This is a genomic window from Gloeocapsa sp. DLM2.Bin57, from assembly GCA_007693955.1.
In the GTDB taxonomy this organism is placed as follows: domain Bacteria; phylum Cyanobacteriota; class Cyanobacteriia; order Cyanobacteriales; family Gloeocapsaceae; genus Gloeocapsa.
In genome coordinates, this window is the sequence record RECR01000079.1 from 26,174 (window position 1) to 51,432 (window position 25,259).

At 36.8% G+C, this 25,259-nt stretch carries 19 protein-coding genes and 1 pseudogene; 7 read left to right on the forward strand and 13 right to left on the reverse strand.

All coding sequences use genetic code 11. The features are described 5' to 3' along the window. The first annotated feature begins 42 nt into the window (after positions 1-42). From EA365_10345 to EA365_10360, 4 genes are read left to right on the forward strand one after another with little or no spacing between them, the layout of a single operon-like run. On the forward strand, positions 43-366 hold the full coding sequence (locus tag EA365_10345; GenBank protein TVQ44371.1) for a thioredoxin: 324 nt from the start codon (positions 43-45) through the stop codon (positions 364-366). A gap of 4 nt (positions 367-370) precedes the next feature. After that, positions 371-1,543, forward strand: a complete 1,173-nt coding sequence (locus EA365_10350) for an LL-diaminopimelate aminotransferase (protein ID TVQ44372.1) — start codon at positions 371-373, stop codon at positions 1,541-1,543. A 32-nt stretch (positions 1,544-1,575) separates the two neighbouring features. Further along, positions 1,576-2,418, forward strand: a complete 843-nt coding sequence (locus tag EA365_10355) for a hypothetical protein (protein TVQ44373.1) — start codon at positions 1,576-1,578, stop codon at positions 2,416-2,418. A gap of 13 nt (positions 2,419-2,431) precedes the next feature. Then, the gene (locus EA365_10360) at positions 2,432-3,838 is read left to right on the forward strand and encodes a hypothetical protein (GenBank protein ID TVQ44374.1); all 1,407 of its coding nucleotides are present in this window, start codon (positions 2,432-2,434) and stop codon (positions 3,836-3,838) included. Here EA365_10360 and EA365_10365 read toward each other — a convergent pair. The 11 genes and pseudogenes from EA365_10365 to EA365_10415 form a co-directional block, all read right to left on the reverse strand. Beyond that, positions 3,821-4,975: a cysteine desulfurase gene (locus EA365_10365; GenBank protein ID TVQ44375.1), complete on the reverse strand. Its 1,155-nt coding sequence runs from the start codon at positions 4,973-4,975 to the stop codon at positions 3,821-3,823. The genes EA365_10360 and EA365_10365 overlap by 18 nt on opposite strands. Continuing rightward, a complete protein-coding gene (locus EA365_10370; GenBank protein ID TVQ44387.1) occupies positions 4,972-5,715 on the reverse strand; it encodes a hypothetical protein in 744 nt (247 codons plus the stop codon). The genes EA365_10365 and EA365_10370 overlap by 4 nt, the downstream gene beginning before the upstream one ends. Positions 5,716-5,906: 191 nt before the next feature. After that, positions 5,907-7,730, reverse strand: a complete 1,824-nt coding sequence (locus tag EA365_10375) for an ATP-binding protein (protein ID TVQ44376.1) — start codon at positions 7,728-7,730, stop codon at positions 5,907-5,909. 47 nt (positions 7,731-7,777) lie between these two features. Then, positions 7,778-9,382 carry a DEAD/DEAH box helicase gene (locus tag EA365_10380; GenBank protein TVQ44377.1) on the reverse strand — a complete coding sequence of 535 codons (1,605 nt, stop codon included), beginning with the start codon at positions 9,380-9,382 and terminating at the stop codon, positions 7,778-7,780. A gap of 11 nt (positions 9,383-9,393) precedes the next feature. Then, positions 9,394-10,194, reverse strand: coding sequence for a phosphoadenosine phosphosulfate reductase (locus EA365_10385; GenBank protein ID TVQ44378.1), 801 nt, complete (start codon positions 10,192-10,194; stop codon positions 9,394-9,396). A gap of 332 nt (positions 10,195-10,526) precedes the next feature. After that, positions 10,527-11,373, reverse strand: a pseudogene (locus EA365_10390) (Rpn family recombination-promoting nuclease/putative transposase). 37 nt (positions 11,374-11,410) lie between these two features. Next, positions 11,411-14,896, reverse strand: a complete 3,486-nt coding sequence (locus EA365_10395; protein TVQ44379.1) for a hypothetical protein — start codon at positions 14,894-14,896, stop codon at positions 11,411-11,413. Continuing rightward, complete coding sequence (locus tag EA365_10400; GenBank protein ID TVQ44380.1) at positions 14,889-15,800, reverse strand: DUF4007 family protein; 912 nt, start codon at positions 15,798-15,800, stop codon at positions 14,889-14,891. Before EA365_10400 ends, EA365_10395 begins: the two co-directional genes overlap by 8 nt. 40 nt (positions 15,801-15,840) lie before the next feature. After that, positions 15,841-16,515, reverse strand: coding sequence for a cytochrome b/b6 domain-containing protein (locus EA365_10405; protein TVQ44381.1), 675 nt, complete (start codon positions 16,513-16,515; stop codon positions 15,841-15,843). A gap of 3 nt (positions 16,516-16,518) precedes the next feature. Then, the gene (locus EA365_10410; GenBank protein ID TVQ44388.1) at positions 16,519-17,076 is read right to left on the reverse strand and encodes a Uma2 family endonuclease; all 558 of its coding nucleotides are present in this window, start codon (positions 17,074-17,076) and stop codon (positions 16,519-16,521) included. Between the two features lie 4 nt (positions 17,077-17,080). Further along, positions 17,081-18,976, reverse strand: coding sequence for a PAS domain S-box protein (locus EA365_10415; GenBank protein TVQ44389.1), 1,896 nt, complete (start codon positions 18,974-18,976; stop codon positions 17,081-17,083). 170 nt (positions 18,977-19,146) lie between these two features. Between EA365_10415 and EA365_10420 the strand changes: the two genes are divergently transcribed. From EA365_10420 to EA365_10430, 3 genes are all read left to right on the forward strand, one after another. Beyond that, a complete protein-coding gene (locus EA365_10420; protein TVQ44382.1) occupies positions 19,147-19,791 on the forward strand; it encodes an ABC transporter ATP-binding protein in 645 nt (214 codons plus the stop codon). Next, positions 19,784-20,452: a 16S rRNA (guanine(527)-N(7))-methyltransferase RsmG gene (gene rsmG / locus EA365_10425; GenBank protein TVQ44383.1), complete on the forward strand. Its 669-nt coding sequence runs from the start codon at positions 19,784-19,786 to the stop codon at positions 20,450-20,452. The genes EA365_10420 and rsmG overlap by 8 nt, the downstream gene beginning before the upstream one ends. 168 nt (positions 20,453-20,620) lie before the next feature. Next, positions 20,621-20,920 carry an RNA-binding protein gene (locus EA365_10430; protein ID TVQ44384.1) on the forward strand — a complete coding sequence of 100 codons (300 nt, stop codon included), beginning with the start codon at positions 20,621-20,623 and terminating at the stop codon, positions 20,918-20,920. Positions 20,921-21,009: 89 nt separating this feature from the next. Here EA365_10430 and EA365_10435 read toward each other — a convergent pair whose 3' ends face one another. Next, the gene (locus tag EA365_10435; protein TVQ44385.1) at positions 21,010-22,179 is read right to left on the reverse strand and encodes a glycosyltransferase; all 1,170 of its coding nucleotides are present in this window, start codon (positions 22,177-22,179) and stop codon (positions 21,010-21,012) included. Positions 22,180-22,280: 101 nt separating this feature from the next. Next, the gene (locus EA365_10440) at positions 22,281-24,785 is read right to left on the reverse strand and encodes a phosphoenolpyruvate synthase (protein ID TVQ44386.1); all 2,505 of its coding nucleotides are present in this window, start codon (positions 24,783-24,785) and stop codon (positions 22,281-22,283) included. Between the last annotated feature and the right edge of the window lie 474 nt (positions 24,786-25,259).

Genomic DNA, 25,259 nt, shown 5'->3' on the forward strand with positions numbered 1-25,259 from the left:
AATTTTTGTTAAAATGTAAAAAAAACTACCTAAATACTTATCGTGAGTACCGTACAAATAATCGAAGATTCAGCCAACTTTCAAGAAGTAATCAAATCAGAACAACCAGTCTTGGCTTACTTTTGGGCTTCTTGGTGTGGTCCTTGTCGCTTAGTATCTCCCTCCATTGAATGGGTGAGTAAAGAATACGGCGATCGCGTTATAGTGATTAAACTAGAAATAGACAAAAATCAAGCAGCTGTCGCCCATTGTCAAGTAGAAGGAGTACCAGCTTTAAGATTATTTAAAAATGCAGCTATAATTGCTACTCACGAAGGGGCGATCACTAAACAACAATTACAAGGGTTTCTTGAACCCTATATCTAATCAAATGAAATTTGCACTTCGTTTAGATAACCTGCAAAATAACGTTTTTGCCGATATGGATCAGGCTAAAGCCCAAGCCCAAGCTAAGGGTAAAACTATTATTGACCTTTCCCTTGGCTCTTCTGATTTATCTGCACCTACAGAGGTAATCAAAGTAATAGCCCAAGCTTTACCCGATTCTAACACTCACGGTTATCTACTCCATCGCGGTACACAAGCATTTAGACAAGCTGTGGCATTATGGTATAGCAATAGGTTTGGAATAGCAATTGACCCCGAAACAGAGGTTCTACCCCTGATTGGGTGTCAAGAAGGAACAGCCCATTTACCTTTAGCTATCCTTAATCCTGGAGATTTCGCCCTCCTACAAGATCCAGGTTATCCCTCTCACTCAGGAGGCGTATATCTCGCAGGTGGTCAGGTTTACACTATGCCTCTATTAGAGGAAAATAAGTTCTTACCTATATTTAAGGATATACCATCTACGGTACTAGCTCAAAGTAAAATGATGATTTTGAGTTATCCCCATAATCCTACCACGGCGATCGCCCCACTGGATTTCTTCAGCGAAGCTGTAGATTTTTGTCGTCATCACGATCTAGTCTTAGTCCACGATTTTCCCTACCTAGATATGGTTTTTGACGAAAATATCTCTGTTCCCTCGATTCTTCAAGCAGATCCTCACAAAAGCTTGAGTATCGAGTTTTTTACCTTTTCTAAATCCTATAATATGGGAGGTTTTCGTATCGGCTATGCCATTGGTAACCCCCAACTTATCCAAGCTTTAAAGAAAATCAAAGCAGTTATCGACTTTAATCAGTATAGCGGTATTCTCCAAGGGGCGATCACAGCTTTACAAAGTCCTCCTGCTATTATTCAAGATACGGTTAACACCTTTCGACGTCGTCGGGATTTTCTGGTCAACGCTTTACAGCAAATCCATTGGGATGTACCTACACCCTCTGCTACCCTCTATCTCTGGGCAAAATTACCCGAGCCCTGGACTACAGATTCTGTCGGCTTTTGTACTTCTTTAGTAGAATCTACAGGAGTCGCCCTTTCTCCCGGGTTGGGTTTTGGTAAGTCAGGAGAAGGTTATGTCCGTTTTGCTTTAGTTACACCAGAAGCTACCCTTCAAGAAGCAGTCAATAAAATCGCTCAATTTATCCTGGTATAAACCTTCTTTACTTCTTCGAGAAGTATAAAACCATGAAAATTATTGAACACACCTCCAGAAAACTTGTACTTAAAGAAGAAAGTGCTCCTACTGTTTTGTTCCTGACTTTTCATTCTTTGTTGTGTGCATTATTTTTAGCATCTATTATATTACTTGGGAACTCAGGAGTGGAAACTATAACCTGTAGGAAATTATACATAGCGCAAGCTGACTGTACTTTAGAGTATTCTAAACTCATGGGACGTATTTCAACTCAACCACGACTTATGACTGGAGTCAAAGAAGTTATCGTCAAGGAAAAAACTGATAGTGAAGATGACAGTGTTCATTATGTTATTTATTTATCAGGAAGTCAAGGTAATTATCAATTACAGAATAATTCTCCAACAGATGCTAATAAGTTAAATCATTTTATTAATAATCAAAACCTTAGTAATCAAAATCAGCCATTAGTTATAAAAAATGATAATCTTCGCCAAACCTTAAATACAGTTAGTACATTATTTTATTTGATTTTATTTCTATTATTGCTCGACTTATGGTGTATTTTTAATTTTATAGTTAAAGAAATGATAATTTTTGATAAAAATAAGAATATTTGTCAAGTAGTTATTATTAAGAATTTAAAGAGAACACACAAAATAGCTAAGGAGTTTTTCCTTGAGCAAATTCAGAAAGTTGTTATAGAACTTGAAAAAAATATTCATGGCCCTGATATTTACGTTTTATACCTAATTTTACCCGATGAAACAAAAAAACGAATAGATTCTTCCTTCTCATCAGAAGAAGAAGAAGTAGTAGTAGTAGTAGAAGTAGAAACAATTGCTAGAACTATCACTGATTTCTTGGGAATAGAATTAAGAAAAAATTACTAACAAGGATTTCTTTATGAAAATTATCGAACACACATCTGAAAAACTTGTACTTAAAGAGTATGGAAATGTCTCTATTACTTATTTTTTAATGTTCATAAATGCTTTTATAGTACCATTTCCATTCTTCTTTATTATTTTTCCTGTTGCTTCTTTTATTAGGTCTTGGACTTCAGGAGTAGTAACCACAATACTATTATCTTTTTTGACTATTCTTTATCTGATATTTATAGTATATGCCAACCTTTGGTGTATTAATAAATACTTTCAAACAGTTATACATTTCGATAAAAATAAGAATATCTTGCAAATATTTATAATTAATGAATTCAAAAAAACACAGAGAATAGAGAAAGAATTTTTCCTTGAGCAAATTCAGGAAGTTTTGATAGAACCTGAAAAAGATAGTGCTGGAGATGAAACTTATTATCTCTACCTAATTTTACCTGATGGAACAAGAACAGAAATAGACTCTTCTTCAGATGAAGAACAAGTAGAAAAAATTGCTAAAACTTTAACTGATTTCTTGAGAATAGAATTAAGAAAAAATGGCTTAGTAGAAAAAAAGAAAACATTTAGAGAAGGAAAAAAAACATTCATAGAAATAACCGAACATACATCCAGAAAACTTGTATTTAGAGAAAAAAGTTTCTCATTCCCACCTGTTGTGTTTCTGGTTATACACACAATTGTATCTATTTTAGTATTGTTGTTAATAATCATGCTTTGGCGCTCAGGAACAGAAACCATAACCTGTCAAAAACTTAACCCAGAACGAGTTGACTGTACTGTAGAATATTCTAGACTCATGGGTCTTATTTCAACTCAACCAAGACTGATTACAGAAGTTCAAAATGCCAGAGTTGCCAGAACAAATCTTAGCTCAGGTGAGAATTTTTATCATGTTATTTATTTATCAGGAAGTCAAGGTGATTATCCACTAGAAAGTTATCACTTCCTAACAAACGCTAACAAGTTAAATCACGAGTTAAATGATTTTATTCATAATTCTTTTCGTCAGGAAAAACTACTCTTAATTGGTAATGATAATTTTGCCACTAGTGTCTTAAAATTGTTAATAGTTTTTCTCCTAATTTTCTCCTGTATAGATTTTTTGTTCATTAAGCATTGGTTGTTTAAAAAGTTTTTCATTTTAGATAAAAATAAGAAGATGTTTCAAGTAGCTATTATTAATTCTTTAACGCAAAAACAAAAAGTATGTCAAGAATTTTTTCTTGTTCAACTAGCGGTTGTCATGGAACGTGAAGAATATAGTGATGGCAATAAAAGTTATACATCTTTTCTGGTTTTACCTGATGGGACAAAAAAAGAGATAAATTACTCTACATCTGAACTAGAAGTAGAAAAAATGGCTAAAACCTTAACACATTTTTTGGGAATAGAATTAAGAAAAAATTACTAATTTAATTGCTCTCTCAAGAATTATACTTGCTTGGTGGATCTCCTCCTCAGTGGTAAACTTGCCAATACCAATGCGTAAAGCGCCATCGATAACTGCTTCAGGTAATCTCATTGCTCGTAAAACATGGGAAGGACTCGGGACACCTGATGTACAAGCAGCGCCCGTAGAAATAGCTAATTGAGAACGAATTCGCGCAATAACTGCACTATTAGGAATATTTGGTACAGAAATATGCAGATTTCCTGCGAGACGATGGTTAGTGTCACCATTGACCACTAACTCAGGAATATTACTTTGTAAGTAAGCTTGTAACCTATCCCGCTTAGAGGCGATCGCCCTCTCATCCTCCTCCATTTCTAATTGACGTAAGCGACAAGCTTCCCCTAAACCCACAATACCAGGAACATTGAGAGTACCCGATCGCTTCCCCTGTTGATGACCCCCACCATAAATAATCGGTTCGAGACTATAACCTTTTTTCACCACTAATGCGCCAATTCCTTTAGGACCATAAAATTTATGAGCAGAAATACTTAAATAAGTTATCCCCCAATCGCGAAAATTAAGAGGAATTTTACCTACTGCTTGGGAAGCATCACAGAGAAAAGGAATATGATATTTTTGGGCAATTTGACTGATAGTGGCGATCGGGTAAATATTGCCAATTTCGTTGTGAGCAGCCATAACACAAAGTAGATCAAGACCTTGTTGACAAACAGTCTCCAGGTGTTTTAAATCTATTCTCCCTAATTGATCTACTTTCAGATAAATAAGTTCAGCTAGTCCTTTTTTTTGCAACATTACACAGGTATCTATTACCGCTTTATGTTCTAAAGGAGAAAGAGCAATACGGGATAGTTTTTGAGGAGATTTGCTCCTGATTGTACCCTGGATAGCTAAATTAAGACTTTCAGTTGCACCATCGGTAAAGATAATCTCTTTCGGTGAAGCGTTGATTAAATCAGCTATATACCCACGAGCAATTTTAACCGCTTTTTCGGCTTCATCACCATAGGTATGATCAATACTGCTAGCATTACCAAAAGCAGTAGTTAGGTAATAGAGCATTAATTGAGCGATTCTCGGGTCAACTGGAGTAGTTGAATGATAATCAAGATAGATAGGATTAGTTGTCATATGCGATAGAAAATTTCAGAGTGATTAGGAATAGAAACACCATAGCGATCGGGCAAATAATATAGTAACCAACGCATTAAGGTTTGCCAGTTTCTTTGAGGGTTAAAATCAGGCAAATTTTGACAAGGAAGAGAAGCCAATAAATTACAAATAGCCCCAAATCTTTGTGGAGTTTTGACAAAAACATCTAGTTGCTGAATAATTGGTTTTTGCAATAAAAGTGCTCCAATATAATCTTTAAACGCTGTTTTCGAGAGACCAGAAATAATAGCCAGAGAACTTAAATCCCTTTCTGCAGCTTCACGAGCAATGGTAGTTAAATTATCCCAATCTCCACAATAAGCTAGATAAAGTTCTTCAGGATTTCTCAGTTTAGGTAGCCAAGCTTCTGAAGGAATAGTAGAAATTGTTGACTCAATAACTAACTGATTTACAGCTAAAGGAATAGTCAGGTTTATGTCTTTTAATTTAACTATCATTTCTTGAAAAGAATCAAACCAATCCTCAGTCACTTCTAGAGCACCTGTAAATAATTCCTGTTCAAAGTCTTGTAAATAAGGCTCATTAGTGGACAATTGAACCAGCAGTTCTAAATTAGCTAAATTAGCTAAACCTAGTCCTTTTGCAGTTAAATTAGCTGAACCCACTAAACATCGCTGATCAAAACTATAATATTTAGCGTGTAAATCACTTTTGAGCCACAAAGAAGCAGTGGGGTAAGCTTGAATTACTTGCCATATTTCTAAGTCACAAACTCCTGTTAAGATATCTTCAGGTAGCCATCTTGTTACACAGTCAATCTTGATTCCTGGATTGAGATAACTAAAGATTTGTTTTAAGACAGATACTTTAATAAAAGGAGCAGCGAGAATAACTTTTCTTTGGGCATTTTTACTTAAATTTTCGATTTTTTGCCACAGTAAACTCATACCTATGCTTTATTTTCTAAAAACCTTCTAGCAATTCTTCCCCAATCAATTCGGGTTTCTTGAACTTTATTTTTACGTTCGCCATCTGGTTGTTCATCTTCGTATCTTGCCCAAGCCATTAATAATAATTCTAACCCATCTAAAGCATTAACTAATCGAGAACGCAAGGTTTCTAAATCATCTGTTTCTACATCTTTTTCTAAAAGATCTACTAAATTGTCATAAGCAGGATGATCGGTATTTAACGTAATAAGGATTACCCCACCTCTTGGTTTAACAGAGAAAAAAGCTGGACTGTCAAGATACCCTTTGGCAAATTGATATTTTAAGCCATTTTCTACTGTAGTTGCTGCTAATAACTCCGCTTGTTTTTCACTGATTCCCTCTTCTAGTAAAGTTTCTTTAATTACTTGTTTGCGTTCTTCTTGAGGTAAGTTTTCATCTTGATCACTTTTACCTTGATAACCTTCTGATTTACGTTCTTTCGTAACGCTTGTAGCTATTTTTTGCGGTTTATAGGGATCATGGCGTTTTTCACCGCTACGAGTTCCTTTAGTTTGTGCTTTTAATAAGCCACGAATTATCCTTAATTGACTATTAATTTTATGGGCTATTTCTAGCAGAGGTTCTTTGGGATCTTCATTCTGTTGTAACTCTTCTTTAAGTTTACTAAAACTCTGAGCATCATCTGATAAAGACTTAATATCTGTCTGCAAAATCTCGGTAAAATTTCGTGCAGATTGTTTATTATTAGTAACTCCGAAAAGATCATCAAGACTTGGAGGAAATTCTACTTCAACCCCCCACCATCTTTCTGTTGGTTCATAACCATTAGTTACTCCTGTATCAAGTTCTAATTCTCTACCTGCACGCACAATAGAAATACCAATATTTTTCTTAGCGTGTTTTCCATAAGAGGTACTACCTGGATTAGAACCTGATTCAGTTTGACGCGCTTCTTCTTTAGCATAGGAAAAACGCACTTTAACCTCATGTTGTTTACCTTTAAAGTTAACAGCAAAAGTCGCTTCATAACAAGTATCACCCTCCCAAGGTTGGAACATCGCTTGATTATCAAAAGGAGGAGGACAAGAGGTTTTTTCCATTAAATAACCAGGATCATTAGGTAGGGCATTTTTTTCGTAAATTATCTTATTTACATCGTCTAAATCAAAGGCTACCATCCGAATATTGACTTGATTATTATTGATAAATTTACGATACATTCTCCCGATTAAAAGTTCAGAATTATCGATAATTGCTTTGCCTGTTCGCCATAGACAACGATCTATTTGTGACCAGACTATTAATGTGCCAGTTTGACCAAAATGATTACCAACTCGATACCAGATATTAGGAATTGGTTTATAAATAGGTTCAGGAACTTCGCTCATTTGTTGCCTATTAATTTCATCTAAATCAAGGTAAGTATAGAGAGCATTTTCTACCCCATTTTGCCATGACCAAACGTTTATCCGTTGACATTGAGAAATAGAAGAAGAAGGTAAACCCATACCAAAACGTCCAATACCTGTATGTTTACTTTCCTCTAAATAAGTTCCGTTGCCAAATTGAAGAGCAAGGCGTAAAATTTTAGCATCCATACCACAACCATTATCTAAAACAGCGATTTGGTCAATTCGAGGACGCTTTCTTTGTTCAATCTGTTGTTTCTTTTCTCCACAGAGTAATTCTACTTGAGATGCTCCGGCTTGAATAGCGTTATCGATCAATTCTGCTAAAGCGTAAGCCGCATTTTTATAGCCATTATCACGCATCGCTTGGATTACTAGATGAGGAGGGACGATATTATGAAAGTTAGTCATTGAGTTAGTCTCCTAAATAAGTTGAAAATTGTTTAATTAGTTAAATATCACCAAACATCTTCCCAATTGTGAAAAGCCTCTGCTACTGAACTAAAACCTGGTAATTGAGGGTCAATAACCGTAACAATTTCAGCTGTAGCGTTTCCTCCTGCTTTGACACCTCGAATCGCCCTCCCTACCATCTGACTGTAGAGTACCAGGGATTTAGTAGGACGCGCGATAATAGCAGCACTAGTTTTAGGTGCATCAAAGCCTGTAGTTAAAACACCATAGTTACACAAGATTTTGGGTTGTTTAGTTTCGTCTTTAAAGCTATTAATTAGCTGTTCTCTTTCTGGTTTGGGGGTATTTGCAGTTAGACAATTAGCGTCAAATCCTCTCCACCGTAAAATTGAACTGATCAGATGGGCGTGTTCAACAGAAATAGTAAAAACGATGATTCGTTGATGATATTGGGCTAATTTTTCTACTGTCTGAATAATGCTGAGGTTGCGTTGTTCATCTTCTGCTAAGGAATTAAGAATAGATGGAGGGATGTCTAATGCTGTCTTAATTTTATTTAAGTCTCGTGGACTAAGTTTGATACCTGTTGTAGATAATAAGGGACGATAATTAACTTTAGCTAAATATTGTTGGTCAACTAGATAATCGATGGGGTTTGGGTATCCTTCAATCTCTAAAGTAACTTTTTGTTTAGCGAAGAATTTAGCTAATTCTGCATCTTGATCAATATCTACCCAACTGCGTCCTGGAGTAGCGGTTAATCCTAATAAGCCTGTGTTTTCATAGGGGATAACTAAAGCATCGAGTACTAGTTTATAAGTTTGAGCGAGCGCTTGATGGGCTTCATCGATGACAACTAATGAACAACTTCTCCCTAGTTGATTGATAAAATTAATACTTTTTTTAAGAGCGTTATAAACTTTAGTTAATCCTGCTACAATTAGACCATCTTGGGCTTGTTCTAAGTCTAAATTATAGCTACTCCAAAAACGATAAGTAGAAATAGTTCGATTGCCTAAAAAACTCCAGGCTTTTTGAAATTCTGTGACTGCTTGTTCACATAGTTCCTCACTATATGCTAACCAAATTACTAGGGTTGGTTCATTATTTCTAAGGTGATCTGCTATGATATTCATGGCGGTACGAGTTTTTCCTGCACCTGTAGGTAAATGAAGTAAAACACGACGAGGAAATTTACTTAAATAGTTTTGAACTTTTTTAGCTGCTTGTCTTTGATGAGTAAATAAAGCATAGTTAGGAGTATTTTCTTGGGTTGATGGTATTGTTATGGTATTTTTTTCTTGAGGATAATTAGCTATCTCAAAAAAGTTTAATAAGTATTTTTTGCTTTCTGATTTATCCTTAATTGTCAGTTTTTTTAAAGCTAGATAGTCATTTTTAGCTTGAGGTGCATTTAGAAGAACAGTAAGTATTTTTCCTTGTTCAGGAGTGATTAAATCAAACAGTAAGTCCCGCTTTTTTTTAGACAGTAAAAGTTGTGCGGGAGTATAAAGAGTTAATAAAATTTCTCTTAGTTTACTAGGGTTTAAATCAGGTTCTAAAAGTTTCAATAGTTTAAAAGTTGCATTCCCTAATAATTGCTGTAATGTCTTTTCATCTGCTTTCAGCAGTAAATCATTAAAGTTCAATTAATACTCCTTTACAAATGACAGATTAAACAGGGTAATTCCTCATCTTCTGTTTCTAATACTTGTTCTAATGCTTCTGCTAAAGGTCGATTGGGTGTGGCTTTTTGTTCACGTTGCATCGCTTTTTCATGGTTAGCGATAATTTCTTCTTTTCTTTGCAAAAGTTCTAGTAAGGTTTCCCCTTCTGTCCAAGTATAGGTTCTCCCGTCTTTGTGATTTGATTCATATTCAACCGCTTGGGCGAATAAGTCGGGGTGTTCTTGGGCTAACATCACCCATTCATACTTGCGTTGAAAGAAGCAGAAATAACAGCCTGAACGACTCCTCCAGCGATAGTAATCGGGTAAACCAATGCCACTATCTTCGAGTAAGCGAATAATATCGGCTTTAACTAATCCTCTTTCTTTAAAGGGAAATACTGGTTTAATGTTGGGTTTGGTGGAAATATACCCTTCTCGATTTTCATCAGCGCGAATACCAATATAACTAATGGCTTCATCTTCTCCTACAAAATCTTCTAGGGGTTTGATTTTCATTTTGACTGTACACCAGCGCATCTTAGGAGATGGTAATAAACCATCATGAATGGCTAACCAATGATCAAAACCTCTTTCTGCACTTAAATAGTGAATTTTGATACCTAATCTAGCTTTGAGACGATCCAGAAATTCATATGTCTCTGGTAATTCTTTATGAGTGTCACAAAAAAAATATTCCATCTCGGGAATTTCTTTATGGAGTAGAATAGCTAAGGCTGCGCTATCCTTCCCACCTGAAATACCTAGTAAATGTCTGACTTTTTGCTTTGGCATTGAAAATAATTGTTTTTCACTTATAACTGTATTATTCCCGAAAAAGAGAACCAATTAACAGTTTTACCAAAAAAATTTAGAAAATTTCATATACCCTACTTTTTAGCTGAATTAAATAACTAAGGGTGTGACAGGACGATCAATTTCTCAAGGGATTATCAGGGCTGTACTCTGGTTTCCTCAACGCCCAAACTAAATATAAGCGAGCAACATACTCGCACTATAAGTATAAATACTGAAAAAAATCCCCGACACCCTACCTCAACCAGCAACTTTTGCCTTCAGATACAAGATCTAAGTTAACCTCAGAAGACCAAGTTTTTTTGGGCTGATTAATTTTGCTTCAACCAATCAACTAAATCCTCTTGAGTGTTAAAATCTAACAAAGCTTCTCCGAGACTTTCTAATTTTTCTACACTAAGACTATTAATTTGTGTGGTTAACTCTTCAGAAATTTCCCCTAGACGTTTTTTTAGTAATTTGAGAATTAGGTTAGCCGCTTCTTGTTGTAACCCTTGTTGTAACCCTTGTTGTAAACCCTTAGCTTCGCCGATCGCTTCTATTTCTTGATAAATTACTGATTCTTTCATAATCTCTTCCTTCAATAATCTCTTTATTGTCATTGTATCTAAAACCAAACCTGCAATAATTGCTGTGGATGCTGCTAAATTATTTCTTTCTCTAGTATCTGTTATGGTTTCAATTCTTTTAGCTACCGTCTCCAATACCTGTTCAGGATTTTTTCCCCCTGATAAAACCGCAAAAGGTAGTAATCCAGGGGAGTTTAATAAATCTGTTGTTGGTATTTCCCATAGACGAATCACATTATACTGATGTTGCATTTTCAGGTAATTGAAAGTATCTTTCTTGACTAATTCCGAGTTAGTCTGACGCAGATAGATTACTACCTGATAAATCCGTTTTTGTGGAAAAAGACGATAAATCCTCAAGAAGTAGTCAGCCATAGGAAAGGGAATATTATCACTAGCTGAGGTTTGAAATTCAATGTGGAGTATAATATCTTCCGATTGTAAAAAGATTAAACTATCGGCGCGAATTGGTTCTACATTAAGTTCAGCTTTGTTGAATTTCTGTCAGAGATATAGATTCACCTATCAACCATTGGGCTAAATCCCTACTAAAGTTTTTAGCCAGGAATTTACAGATATCGTCATACATTTAGATTGGGAATGAGTGGGGTTTAGGTTTAATAAATTCAATTCCTTTGAGACTCTTTGTCTTGTTTTGCTGACTGATTATTTAAGATCCTTTCGGTTAACCCTGCTAATACTCCTTGGCGGATTTGTTCATTATCGGGCAAGATATTTAAAATTTGCTCAACATATTCTTCGATTGTATCTCGATTCGTATTATCAACCCAAACCAGACGATGAATTTCTTCTCCATCAGGATTAGTAACAGTGATTCGCTTACTATTAAATCCAACATTTACATTGGTTAAATTATTTGTTTCATCTTGCAATGCTTCTATATTCTTAAATCGGCGCGCTAAATCTGCTAACTTAATCTCAAAAGCGGTTACATTTTCATCTGTCCATGATTCAGGGGGTTTATCTGCTATTACCATGAGTAAAGCTTCTAACCATTCGCTATCAGATTTATCCTCATCCAGGGCAACTTGAACAAAACTTCTTAAATTACGTTCTATACATTTTCCTGCTAAATATTTTGCTCTAAATCGTAAATCTTCCCTTAACTGTGTTTCCTTACTTCCTACCCCAAAAGCATCATACAATAAGCTTTGAGAGTTGCTTAATAACTTTTCGTAAGCGGTATAAATTTCTCGTAAGGCTTTAGTTAATCTGCTACGGAGAGTTTTAGCAATTTCTTGATCATGATGATCTTCTCTAGCAATTGGGGCTAAATTACAAGCAAGAGGAAGCTGAGTAAAGATTAATTCATCGGGTTCAATAGTTTGTTGTAAGGCTTTGAGTACCGCTAATGCTTCCTTGCTTAATTCCTGAGTTTGTCTAGTGTAAGCAGGAAGCTTTTTAACAAACTGATAAAGAGGAGTTACCACGGTTAATAGGGTTGCATTGCGCAATTTTCCTGTTTTTTTCAGGTTAGGGTTACGTAAAATAGACTCTAATTCTTTAAAAACTGCTGAACGTAAACCGACAACTTCAAAATATTTGACCGCAAAACGAGAAGGATCTTTTACCAGTAACTCAAAATGTTCTACTCCTAGCACAGGAATAAATGTCCCGTCTTGATAAACGCCAAGATCATCGATATGATCAAGAACTACTGCTGCAATTAAAATAGGAATTGCCCCTTGTTTAATACCATAAGGAGGTTGTGCGAGTAAATCAGAGATTTTATCTAAAGTTTGGGGTTTATCAACTGCATTGGTACAAAAATCATCGATCGCTTGCCAAAATGAATTAATTCCTGATGAAGGTTCCGGAGAATGGATACCCCAAGAGTTAAGCGAAACTTGACGATGAATACCCGTATCTGCTAAAAGTGAATAATAGATACTAACTTCAGGTCCATAACCTGATAAACCTAACCTTTCCTTTTCGGGATGTTCAATCATCGCTGTGATTAATTCTCTTCTTGCTTTTGTACCTTGAGAGGTTAATTCACGGCGATTTATCAACTCATTCCAGATAATGGGTGTTTGGTGATAAACTTGGTCACAGACATGAGATAAAGTTAAGTTAAACTCAGCGATCGCTTTGAAGGTATATTGTTTTCCTTGTACCCAACTAGGGTTAGGATTCAGGGAAAAATCAAAAGCTTGAGTTAAGATATCATCTAGCAATTGTTCTGCTTCTGTGACTCGATAGCGTACCTCTTTTCTAGCTACTCCGTCTGTTTGCAACTCAGGGTAATGAGACTGAATCTTCTTTAAAACCGCATATTCAAGAGTGCGAATGCGTAGTAAATCTAACTTATCCCCAATCACTAATAAAAACGGTTTACCATCAGCTGTATTCACGGGAACATGATCAGGATTTTGTTCACTCAACCAATAACCGATTAAACCATCACTTTCTGGACTATTTAACTGCAACTGGTTTAAGTTTTGACTATGATCTAGATAACGTCGTTCAAAGTAGCGTAATGTACCTGTTTTATAGCTATGACGTTGAGCAATTAAAGGATTAAGAGGACGTAAACTGGTTAATAATTCCACTAAAGATCCCCTTGCTTGGGCGATTTCTGTACTAACCGCGCTATCAACGTTAAAATCAGATCCTTGCCAGATTCTCAGTTCGTCTAACTGTCTAAAATGGGTTATAATGCCTTTTGTGAGTAAATCATCAATTACAATACTCCAATACTCCCGTTGTTGGTAATCTGTGGGACTATCACACATGGCTAAGGTTACCAATTCACGGGTTGCCCGATTTGCACCAGTAGTGGTGATTAAGTTTAAAATACCAATAACCTTTAAAACTCGTAAGCTATCAGGTTCTAAACTTTTAGAATCGGTGATTAAATCTTGGATTTCTACCCATCGCTGTAAATTAGGACGATTTGCTAACCCTACTCCCACTGCTTCAATAAAATAGTCATAGACTCTATCTAGTTTAAGGGTAGGGAAAGGTTCATGATCAATGGTGGTTTCAGTGAGAAAGTTTTTAAAACTAAAAGGTTCACTACTGGTAAGAAATGTAAACAATGAGCGATCGTTTTGGGCGAAACGCTGACACAGAGTAGGTAAAGCTAAAGCGGAAACAGGATGTAAAGGGTAAACCTTGAATAATATTTCTTGAGTTATTTCTTCTCCTTTCAGCACATTTTTTAAGCTATTAAACCATTCTCCGGCGGTATTATGAATCGCGCATTGAAAGCCTTCAGCTTGGGTTTGATCAATCCCTTGTCCGATTAGTCGCATCATCGCTGAAGTTGACTCAGTAAAAGGGATATCTTCAAAGCGACCTTGTATTTTTGCCCATTCGTTACGCTGAATTGTCGCTAATCTTTGACTATAATCAGCAAAAGCTTGATGGAGGATTCCTAGTAGAAAAACGGGATAATCATGATCTTTGGGTAATTCTGAGATTTGTTGTAATAAATATAAATCTTCTGCGCCTTGGTTATAAGAAGCATATTCTAAACTTTTACCTAATTCATCAATAATTATAAAAATCCCTGCTTTTGAGGCTTTAGCGAGTTCTTGAATAACTCTGAGTACATCTTGACTAGGAATCTGATTACCTGTGCTGATTTTTTGAGTTAAATCTGTTAATTTAGTGATAATGGGGATGTTTTGGCGTTCTGCCGCTGTCCAATAGCTTTCTATTCCCCTATTTAAAGCGCGAATGATGGTATGAGTGATTGACTCTCTTTCTGCTGTTGCTACTGCGCGCAGATAACCACCTGGGGGTAAACTTTCAGCTAAGGTTTGATAGTCTTGACTCGCTTCTCCTAATGTCTGCTTGGCAATTTCTAAAGCTTTGTTACGTAATTGATGATTCTCTTGAGTTAACAGAGATGCTAAAAATTGCGCTAAGGCTGATTTTCCTGTACCATAGACACTAGTAATCGTCCAAGCGCGGTTTCCTTCCTGAGATTGCAGACCATTAATGATGCGTTTTAGGGTATTTATAGCCCTTTCAGTGGGAATATACCCTTTTAGCATCTCTAAGCTATCGATATCGCGTTCTAGGTTGACAGAACGAGCATAACGACGGTTAATAGTAATGTATTGAGAGAGGTACTTACTCATAATAATGATCGAGAATCTCCTTAGCTAATTGTAAAGGATCATCAGCTTGGAAGGATAGTTGAATTAAGCCTGCGGTATCTGATAAAGTAATTTTGGGATTATCTCTAGCTACCTTCTCAATGGCTGAACATAATGCTTCTTCTGTTAGTTTAAATACTCTTCCCGGACTTCCGACATCATAGAGTAACCGAGAAATATTTAAGGTTTTAGCACCAGAATGATCAAAACTGGAATATTCTAAACAGGTAGCGACGATAATGTCTGCGGGTAAAGTGGTTTTTGCACCAATACGGAAAGTATAACGCTTTGCTTCTCCCGCGGTATGAATCAACCCTAGTTGACTAAAAGGACAATCAATGGAATCCTCAATTAATCCTTTGCTTGAAGTTTGTTGAACATACATCCGCAAAATGCAGGAAATATCTTTATTTAGGGATGAATCTGCGGTTATTTTGCCTAAATTCTCTTGATATGACTTTAAACCTTGTGTTAAGTCTTGTTCGTAAAATTCTCCTCCTCGAAATAAATTAAAGGTATAATACCAAGCAGCAGCTTGACAAGTTGGTTTTAATAAATACCAGTGGAGTAACCATAAAGAAGCAGGATTTTCTAAATAGGGATCATAACCTTGATCACTGAGTAATTGGTTACCAAATGGGGTGGGTTGATCATTTTCGAGAACTTTAAAAGCGTGACACCAATAACGGATGGATCTAACCATATTTTTACCTACTCCTAACCGTAGGGGTGCATTATCAGCGTTAAAAATGCTGGAATCTTCACTAGCTAAGTCAAATCCTTTTTTTAACCATCCGTAACGAGTGTGGAAGGTTTCATGTCTAGCAAATATAGGGGTAACAGGTGTAATAGGAGTTACAGTCACGAAAGTTAATCTAGTGGTTATCTATAATTGATTTATAGCACAAAAAAGATAATTTATAACTTTATTTTAACCAAGAAATAACCCAGGCAGCTAGGATAATTATTAAGACTATCCCCTCTAATAGCTTAAATAAATTGTTACTAGAAGTTCGACTTAATATATTTCTGATTTGCCAATGGCGAGGATTATCCACAGGACGAAAATGCCAATCAATTATAGATAATAATAAAGGCGTTGAACCTATTTTAACAATCATGAGCAAATGAAGCAAAATAAACAATACCATAATTAACCAAGAGAGTAAATGGGCATAATACCAAAAATGATTTAATTCTCCTTGAGGTAGCCATTTTTCAGACATCATTTTACCTGAAAACAAGGCAAAACTAAGAGCAAAAATTATTGAAGTATTAACTAAACGATGTAAGGTGTACCACCAAAGAGGCTGACCAATTTTATGACTAATTTTAGGGACAAAATCAGATTGAATTAACTTTTTATGACCCCGTCGAAAAACATAGATAACTAATAGAGGAAAAACTAATAAAGCCCATAATCCAAAAGTACCATGAATACCCTCAATAGCTTCGTACTTAGGTAGATTAATTCTACCCCATCGCCCATCATAAGTGTCATAAGTCCAAAAAGCAGTAATAATAGCTAGAATAACAAATATACCGTTTAGACCATGTAAAATTCTTAAGATTAATGGTTGGTAAGGAAGAGAAGGTTTCATAATTTAAAATTGGATGTCTTCATAAATATCGTTTAATAAACAATCAAATTTAACTGTCTCTAATCTTACTCTGTCTCCACTACCATAAACCGATAATAACCATTGATTTTGGGAGTTTCTCCGAAAAGATTCCAGACAAGGTTGTTTTTGACTGATTAAGACATATTCTTGCAAAGATTCTAGCTGACGATAATCGGCGAATTTATCTCCTCTGTCAAAAGCTTCTGTTGTTTCTGATAATATTTCTATGATTAAACAAGGATAAAGTAAAAAATTAGCTAAACTGCGATCGCTCTCATCACAACTAACTATTACATCTGGATAATAATATGTATTGAGAGATTCTATTTTGACTTTAGTATCAGATATATAAGTGCGACAACCCGTACCCCGAAGATGATTTTTAAGTAAACTAGCTATATTCAAAGCAATCAGTACATGATTATTACTTGCTCCCGCCATAGCATAAATTATACCTTGTCTATATTCGTGTTTAACTTGACTGATAGACTCTTGCAAAAGATATTCTTCTTCTGAGATAAAACGGGAATTAGCGAACATCATCTTAAATTTTAGCTTCTGTACATTCTTCTACTTCAGTTTTCACGGTAGTATATTGTTGATAACCAACTAAATCAAACCAAAAAGTTGTACCAACGCCTACTTCACTAATTAAATGAATCGTCGTGTTATGTTTATCAATAATATTTCTGACAATGGAAAGACCTAAACCCGTTCCCTCTAAAGTATGAACACGATTTTCTACACGGAAAAAGCGATCAAATATTGCCTCTTGATCCTCTTGATCTATACCAATACCAGTATCAGAAACCTCCACTCTCACTAGGGGTTTTTCTACAGTTTGCACTCGATAAGCGCGTATAGTTACTTGACCACCAGATTTAGTAAATTTTAAAGCATTCCCCACTAAATTAGTCAATACTTGTAATAACAAGTCATAGTTACCCCAAACACAGAGTAATTGTGGTTCTATTTCTTGGGTTAAATTAATTCCTTTATCTTTAGCGTTGAGTTGATAAGTTCTCAGAGTTTGTTCAATCAACTGTCCTAAATCGATCGCGTCAAATTGATAAATTTTAGAAGATTCTAAACGGGATAAATCTAACACATCATTCACTAAACGACTTAAACGATCCGTTTCATGATTCGCCGTTTCTAAAAACTCTCGACGCTGATTTTCTGTTAAATCTTCCCCATATTCAAATAAAGTCTCAATAAAGGATTTTATATTAAATAAAGGTGTTCTTAACTCGTGGGAAACATTACTAATAAATTGACTTTTTGCTTCGTTGAGTTCTACTTCTTTAGTAATATCTTGCACCGTCATTGCTACCCCTTTAGTAACTTCCCGATATTGATCTAAAACTTGGGTTAATAACACTCGTAAACTTCTTTTATGAGGATGATTCAGGGTAATGCGAAACTCGCCACTCGTAGGGGTAACTGTTGCTATATCTGTCGCTTCTGGTTGGGTATGAGTGATGGTGTCAGAGGCTATTTTATCTAAGGTATCTTGTAACTGATTGGTTAATTCTTCAGGAAGAAAGTTGATGACGTTTTTACCAATTAAATTCAGATTATCCCAACCAAAAATTTGTCTAGCTGTATCATTGACTAAAATCATATTGAGATTAGTATCGATTAAAACAGCTCCATCGGCGATCGTCCCTACTAAGGTTTCTAATTTAGCTTTTTCTGCGGTTAATTCTTCGATATTTTGTTCTTCGTAACTCTCTAATTTCTCCGCCATTTCGTTAAAACTAATGATTAATTCTCCTAATTCCCCTCCCAGGGGTAGATTAATCCTTTGTTTGAAATTACCCGCGGTAATATTTTTAACCCCTACTAATAACTCTTTAATAGGTTTGGTAATGGTTAAAGCGTTGAAAACAGCACCCAAAATAACCATAGCCCAAATGGAAATAAATACAGCAATAGTTACATCTCGGGTTAAATTAGAAGAGATAACCATTTTGGGATTAGGATTAATACCAATAGCTAACACCCCTAAGTATCTTCCTTCGTGATTTAAGGGGACAAAAACATCAGTAATTTGACCATTAGGGGTTAAATGTTGACGCACTAAGGGAAAATCGGAATGTTCCTCGTAATTAGGGGGTAATTGAATTCTTCTTTCGATTCTTAATGAATTCCTGACTTCTTGATCAGAAAAAGGAATACCATAGAAAATCCTCCCCTGTTGATCAGCGTAGAGAATGTAACGCACACTAGATGTACTTCCAAAAAAGCGACTGGAAAATCTCGCTACCTCTGTTAAGTTGTCTTCTGCAATCAAAGGGGCTACATTGGCTGAGAGTAATAACCCCAAATCTCTCCCAAAACGAGTATCATTGAGACGAGCGTCTTGTTGAATACTATTAACAGCCCAAAAGGTCAATCCACTCATAACTAGAGAGACAACGAGTGTTGCAGCCGCCATGAGTTTAGTCTGAAGGGTAAATTCAGACCACCAACGTCTGATAATTTCTTGTACGTTTTGTAGTAAATCTAACAAGGTTGATTAAAGTCAAGTTTAGTTAAATTTGTCTTCATATATTATTAATTATAATATCATCAAATTAGGGGAAAATATATCTTAACTTCTTAGTAATGCTTTATTTAAAGAATATATCTTATCATCCTGTGGCTAGTCCTACTCCTATTCTGAACAATGTCAGTCTAGAATTAGCCCCCCAACAACTAGGCTTGATTGTCGGTGCTAGTGGTTCGGGTAAAACCACACTTTTAGAAATACTAGCGGGTTTGGCTACTAAGAGTAAAGGTCAAATTTTCTGGCGCACTCAAGAGTTAAACTCAACTGAGTTGCAACAACTTAGCGGTATTGTTTTTCAATTTCCTGAACGTCATTTCTGTGGTAGCACTATCTTTGAAGAATTGCGTCTAGGTCATCCTGAAATACGTAGAGAACAAATCGCTCAAGTACTTACAGAGGTCAGTCTGGATCATCTCTCTTGGGAAACTTCCCCCCATTCTCTCAGTGGTGGACAACAACGACGTCTCTCTTTAGCTGTACAATTGATTCGTCAACCCAATATTCTCTTACTCGATGAGCCTACAGCGGGTTTAGATTGGTCAATGCGACGACAGTTGACTAAGTTGTTGGCTAAGTTAAAACAACATTGGACTCTATTAGTAGTTAGTCATGATGTTAATGATTTTTTGGCGATCGCTGATCAATGTTGGGAAATTAAACAAGGCGTGTTAACTCAAGTTTCAATAGTAACTAATGGATAAATTACCTGAACTCGATTTAATTTGGGAGCAAACTTTGGGTTGGTTACCTACTCCCTATCAAAAACAAAAGTTTCAACAACTTTATGAAGGGATTTTAGAGGGTAATCGTCAATTTAATTTGACACGAATTACTAGTCCTCGGGATTTCTGGGAAAAACACCTCTGGGATTCTTTAGCAGGGGTAATCTCTCCTTCTTTCCCAACTGTTCAACCTTTACAAGTTATCGATATTGGTACAGGTGCAGGTTTTCCTGGTATCCCTATCGCCATCGCTTTTCCCGATTGGCAAGTTGCTTTACTCGATTCTACCCGCAAAAAAGTTAATTTCCTGAATAACCTCTCTCAACATTTGAGTTTAACTAATGTAACGGCGATCGCCTCTCGCGCTGAAGAGTTAGCCAAAGACAAACAATATCAAAATTTTTATGATTTGGCTTTAATCAGGGCTGTAGGCTCAGCTACTGTCTGTACAGAATATACTTTACCTCTACTTAAAACTGGAGGTCAAGCTATTCTTTATCGCGGTTTTTGGTCCGAAGAGGAAAATAATGAATTACTCAAAACTTTAACTAGTTTATCTGGTAAAATCGAAACAATACAAGAATTAACAACACCTTTGAGTCAGAGTACTCGTCATTATCTTTGGTTGCGTAAACTCTGAATTTTCAAAACTTTTGTTAATTTTTGTTTCAAAAGCTAATACATTGTGTTAGCTTAATTGTTAAAAGATATATAGAATCGGTTGCAGTGTTTGTTTTATTTATTCCCACAGGCTTGTTTCCGACCTCTAGAATCTTGACGGTTATTTTTTAGAGTTTGGAGACTGAATATGTCAATCTACGTTGGAAACTTATCCTATGACGTCACTCAGGAAGATCTTAAAGACGTCTTTCAAGATTATGGTACAGTAAAAAGAGTCTATTTACCTACAGATCCTGAAACTGGTAAAATGCGAGGTTTTGGTTTTGTAGAAATGGAAACTGACGAAGAAGAAGAAAAAGCTATTGAAACCCTTGATGGGGCAGAATGGATGGGTAGAGAAATGAGGGTTAATAAGGCTAAACCTCGGGAAAATCGCAGTAATAGTGGTGAAAGTCGTCGCAATAGCCGTCGTCCTTCTTTTGAATAAATTAAGTTGGGGACTAAAGCGCCCCAATTTAACTATGGATGCTCGTAAAGTTGTCAGACTGAAGGAAGCGGGTTAGGAAGTGGGAACAATTATCCATAAACTCTCCCACGCCATTGGCGAGGAATTTGACGAGCAGAGAGAAAAATTCGCCACCAAGCTAAGCAATCAGCTAGAGGAGAGAGCCAAAACCACCAAGAAAGATTAGCATAAGATTTGGTAATAGAAATAGTAATTACTAAGCGTAAAATAATTAAAAACAGGTTAAGCGCAAAAAGAGCCATCAGAGTGGGAAAACTCAACCCATAACTCAATAAAATGGCACAAAAGATTAAAATAGGAATAGGTAGAGCTTGAACATTAGCTAAAAGCCAAAGATCAGACCAAAGAGATTGGGGAGAGCAAGCATCCTTGAGATCAAGCGATCGCCCCCATTCTTGCCAAGTTTCCTGGAAACCCTGATACATTCTCACCTTAATTAAATTAGAGCCGTCAGCGAAGCCCACGCGATAACCAGCGGCGGCAATATAACGAGCTAGAGTAACATCATCACAAAAAGAACTAGCAGCGCTTTGGTAACCCCCTACAGCCTCTAAAACTGAACGACGACAGAAAAAACATTGTCCATTAGCCATAATGCGCTCAGGAATGGTTTCACCGCCTCCAGGGCTAAAAGCACGATAGAGTAGAGTTACCAACAAAGCGGGTTGTAACCACCATTCTAAGGGATATTCTAGGACAAATTGAGGAGCCAGAGTAATCAAGTCATAACCTTCTCTTTCAGCAGTAGTAATTAAACTAGCTACCAAACCGGGTTGAGGTTGGGTATCAGCATCAATACCCAAAATCCAGGTACTTTTAGGAGAACTAGCTAAAAAGCCATTATGTAAAGCCCAAGGGCGACCGATCCAACCCGTAGGTAAAGGAGGATCATTAATTAAACGGAAGCGGGGATCTTTACGTTGAGCTTGTTTAACCTTTTCGGGAGTGCCGTCCTGAGAATTACTATCTACAAAAATAATCTCTCGTACTTCGTAACTTTGGCGAGTTAACCCCTCTAAACAGGGATTTAGACGTGCAGCTTCATTGAGAGTAGGAACTACTATACTCACCTTTGCCAACTGTTCAGGTGTAGGATTTTGGGGTTGGAGAGGAGGTTGACGCCTTAACCCTGGTAGCAGACGAGACAGCAGAATCAGGGTAGCAATTCCCTGAGATACTAATAAAATTAGGCAAATCGCCCCTAAGCTTATTTGACTCAATGATTCACTCTAAACTATAATGTGACCAATGGTTGAAGGGGCACAAACAATGTACCCCAACAGCATTATTGAGCTTATCCTAAGCCAAAAGGTACTTTTAGTCAACCTTGACTTGTTTCTACTGCGGCTATTTCTAAGAGAGTTTTCAGCACTGAATCAGGGTTTAAACTGATAGAATCAATACCCAATTCCACCAAGAAGCGCGCAAATTCAGGATAGTCACTAGGTGCTTGACCACAAATACCGATTTTACGTTGATTAGCTTTAGCTTTAGTAATCACCATTTCAATCATAGTTTTAACCGCGGCGTTACGTTCATCGAAAATATCAGCAACTAAAGCAGAATCGCGATCCAACCCGAGGGTAAGTTGTGTTAAATCATTAGATCCAATGGAGAAACCGTCGAAGATTTGGCTAAATTCATCAGCTAGGATAACATTGCTAGGTATTTCGCACATGACATAGACTTCTAAGCCATTTTCACCGCGTTTTAAGCCATGTTTAGCCATTTCTGCTAGTACTTTTCGTCCTTCTTCAGGAGTACGACAGAAAGGAATCATCGGGATAACGTTGGTTAAACCCATCTCATCGCGCACACGTTTGAGAGCAAGACATTCTAACCCATAGGCTTCTCGATATTGTTTATCGTAATAACGTGATGCACCACGCCAACCAATCATGGGGTTTTCTTCTGTGGGTTCAAATTGTTTACCACCTAAAAGATTAGCGTATTCGTTACTCTTGAAGTCAGACATTCTCACTACGACGGGTTTGGGATAGAAAGCAGCGGCGATCGCGCCTACACCTTGAGCTAATTTATCGATAAAGAAATCGGTTTTCACTGGATAACCAGTAGTTATCTTTTCTATTTCTTGTTTAGCTAGTTTATCCTCAAGTTGGTCAAAATGTACTAAAGCTAGGGGGTGAACCCGAATATGGTTAGCGATGATAAACTCTAAGCGAGCTAAACCTACTCCATCACAGGGAATAGAAGCAAGACTAAAAGCTTCTTCGGGATTACCTACGTTCATTAAAATTTGAGTACGGGTACGTGGTAGGTTATCTACAGCGGTTTCGAGGATTTCAAAGGATAATAAACCTTCATAGACTTTACCTTCCTCACCTTCAGCGCAGGAAATAGTAATCTCATCCCCTGTATTTAGTACTCCTGTGGCGTTGTTACAACCAACGATCGCGGGTATTCCCATTTCCCGAGCGATAATCGCCGCGTGACAAGTTCTTCCCCCTTGATTAGTGACGATCGCGCTAGCTTTTTTCATGATCGGTTCCCAATCGGGGTCAGTTTTATTAGTAACGAGTACTTCTCCTGCTTGGAATTCGCCGATTTTATCTACATCGAGGATAACACGAGCTTTACCCTGACCAATCATTTCTCCTACTGCTCTACCTGTGACTAGAATTGGGCTAGTTTCTTTTAATTGGTAGTTTTTCAGTACGGTACTAGATTTACGAGATTGTACTGTTTCTGGACGGGCTTGGACGATAAATAATTGGTTAGTTTCACCATCTTTAGCCCATTCAATATCCATCGGGCTGTAAACACCGCGAATTTGGGAATAATGATCTTCAATGATACAAGCCCATTTAGCTAGTTGCAGTACTTCTTCATCATTGATCGCGTATTTATCTCGTTCTGAGACGGATACAGGTACGTTTTTAGTTTGTTTACCTCCACCTAGGTCATAAATCATTTTGATTTCTTTACCACCTAGACGTTTTTTGAGGATAGGGCGATAACCTTGATTAAGGGTGGGTTTAAAGACAAAAAATTCATCGGGATTAACTGCACCTTGAACCACTGTCTCTCCTAAACCATAGGCTGCGGTGATAAAGACGGTGTTATTAAATCCTGTTTCCGTGTCGATAGAGAACATTACCCCTGAACTAGCTAAATCTGAGCGTACCATTTTTTGCACACCTACAGAAAGAGCTACTTCAAAATGGTCAAAACCTTTACTAGTGCGGTAAGAAATCGCCCTGTCTGTGAAGATTGAGGCAAAACATTTATGACAGGATTCAATAACGTTACTAACTCCGTGTACGTTGAGATAGGTTTCTTGTTGCCCTGCGAAGCTAGCATCTGGTAAGTCTTCTGCTGTAGCGCTGGATCTTACTGCTACATCTGTATTATAACTAAGTTGTTGACAGTAGATTTTTTCTTCTGCGGTTAATCCTGGACTGATTTTTGGTTCTTCCCCATAACGTCTGCAGAGGTTAAAATAAGCCGTAGCGATCGCCGCTTGTAATTCTTTAGGGAAAGGTGTATTGAGCATCATCGATCGCGCTTGTTTACCACGTTCCCTGAGATTATTTACGTCTTCGATATCTAAATCAGAGAAGAGTTGACGTAATTGTTTTTCTAGTCCTGCTTTTTTGATAAAATAGCGATAAGCATAAGCTGTAGTAGCAAACCCTGTCGGTACGTTAATTCCTTTGGTGATTAATTGTCTGATCATTTCCCCTAGGGAAGCGTTTTTACCACCTACCAAGGAGATATCTTCTAATCCTACGTCTTCAAACCAGAGTATAAAAGCGTTGTCTTTTGTTTTGCTCGCAGTTGCTTCACTACTAATAGTATTTACCATGATTTGTTGCTGCTCCTTCGCTTTTTTGTTACGATATTTTATTAAGTTTTTTTACAATGCCTTGACTTTATATCCCTTATCCTATCAAGACATTTTCAGTGGTTTCTTACTATTTAGAAACGATATTTAAGCTTTTCTATTCTTATTTTAACCCTGAATTAATTGCCAGAGTAATTATATTTACAAAACAACAAATTTAGGTGTAACGGGGTTAGGGGTTAGGTTTTATTGTTTCTATGTATAGCAGTACTCACATTAGTTAGGACATTCTAAAATCGTGAAACCTAGACGTAGCAAGCCTCTTACTCCTGTCTCCTGTCTCCTGACTCCTGGGTACTGCTATAACATACTCAGAAGCTCCCTACTCCCCCCGTCTCCGAAGTCTCCGAAGTCTCCCCCTCTCCCCCTCTCCCCATCTCCTCACAGGTGTAGGTTTTTGACAATGAGATTCTGGCGAAGGTGAGACAAGGAAGA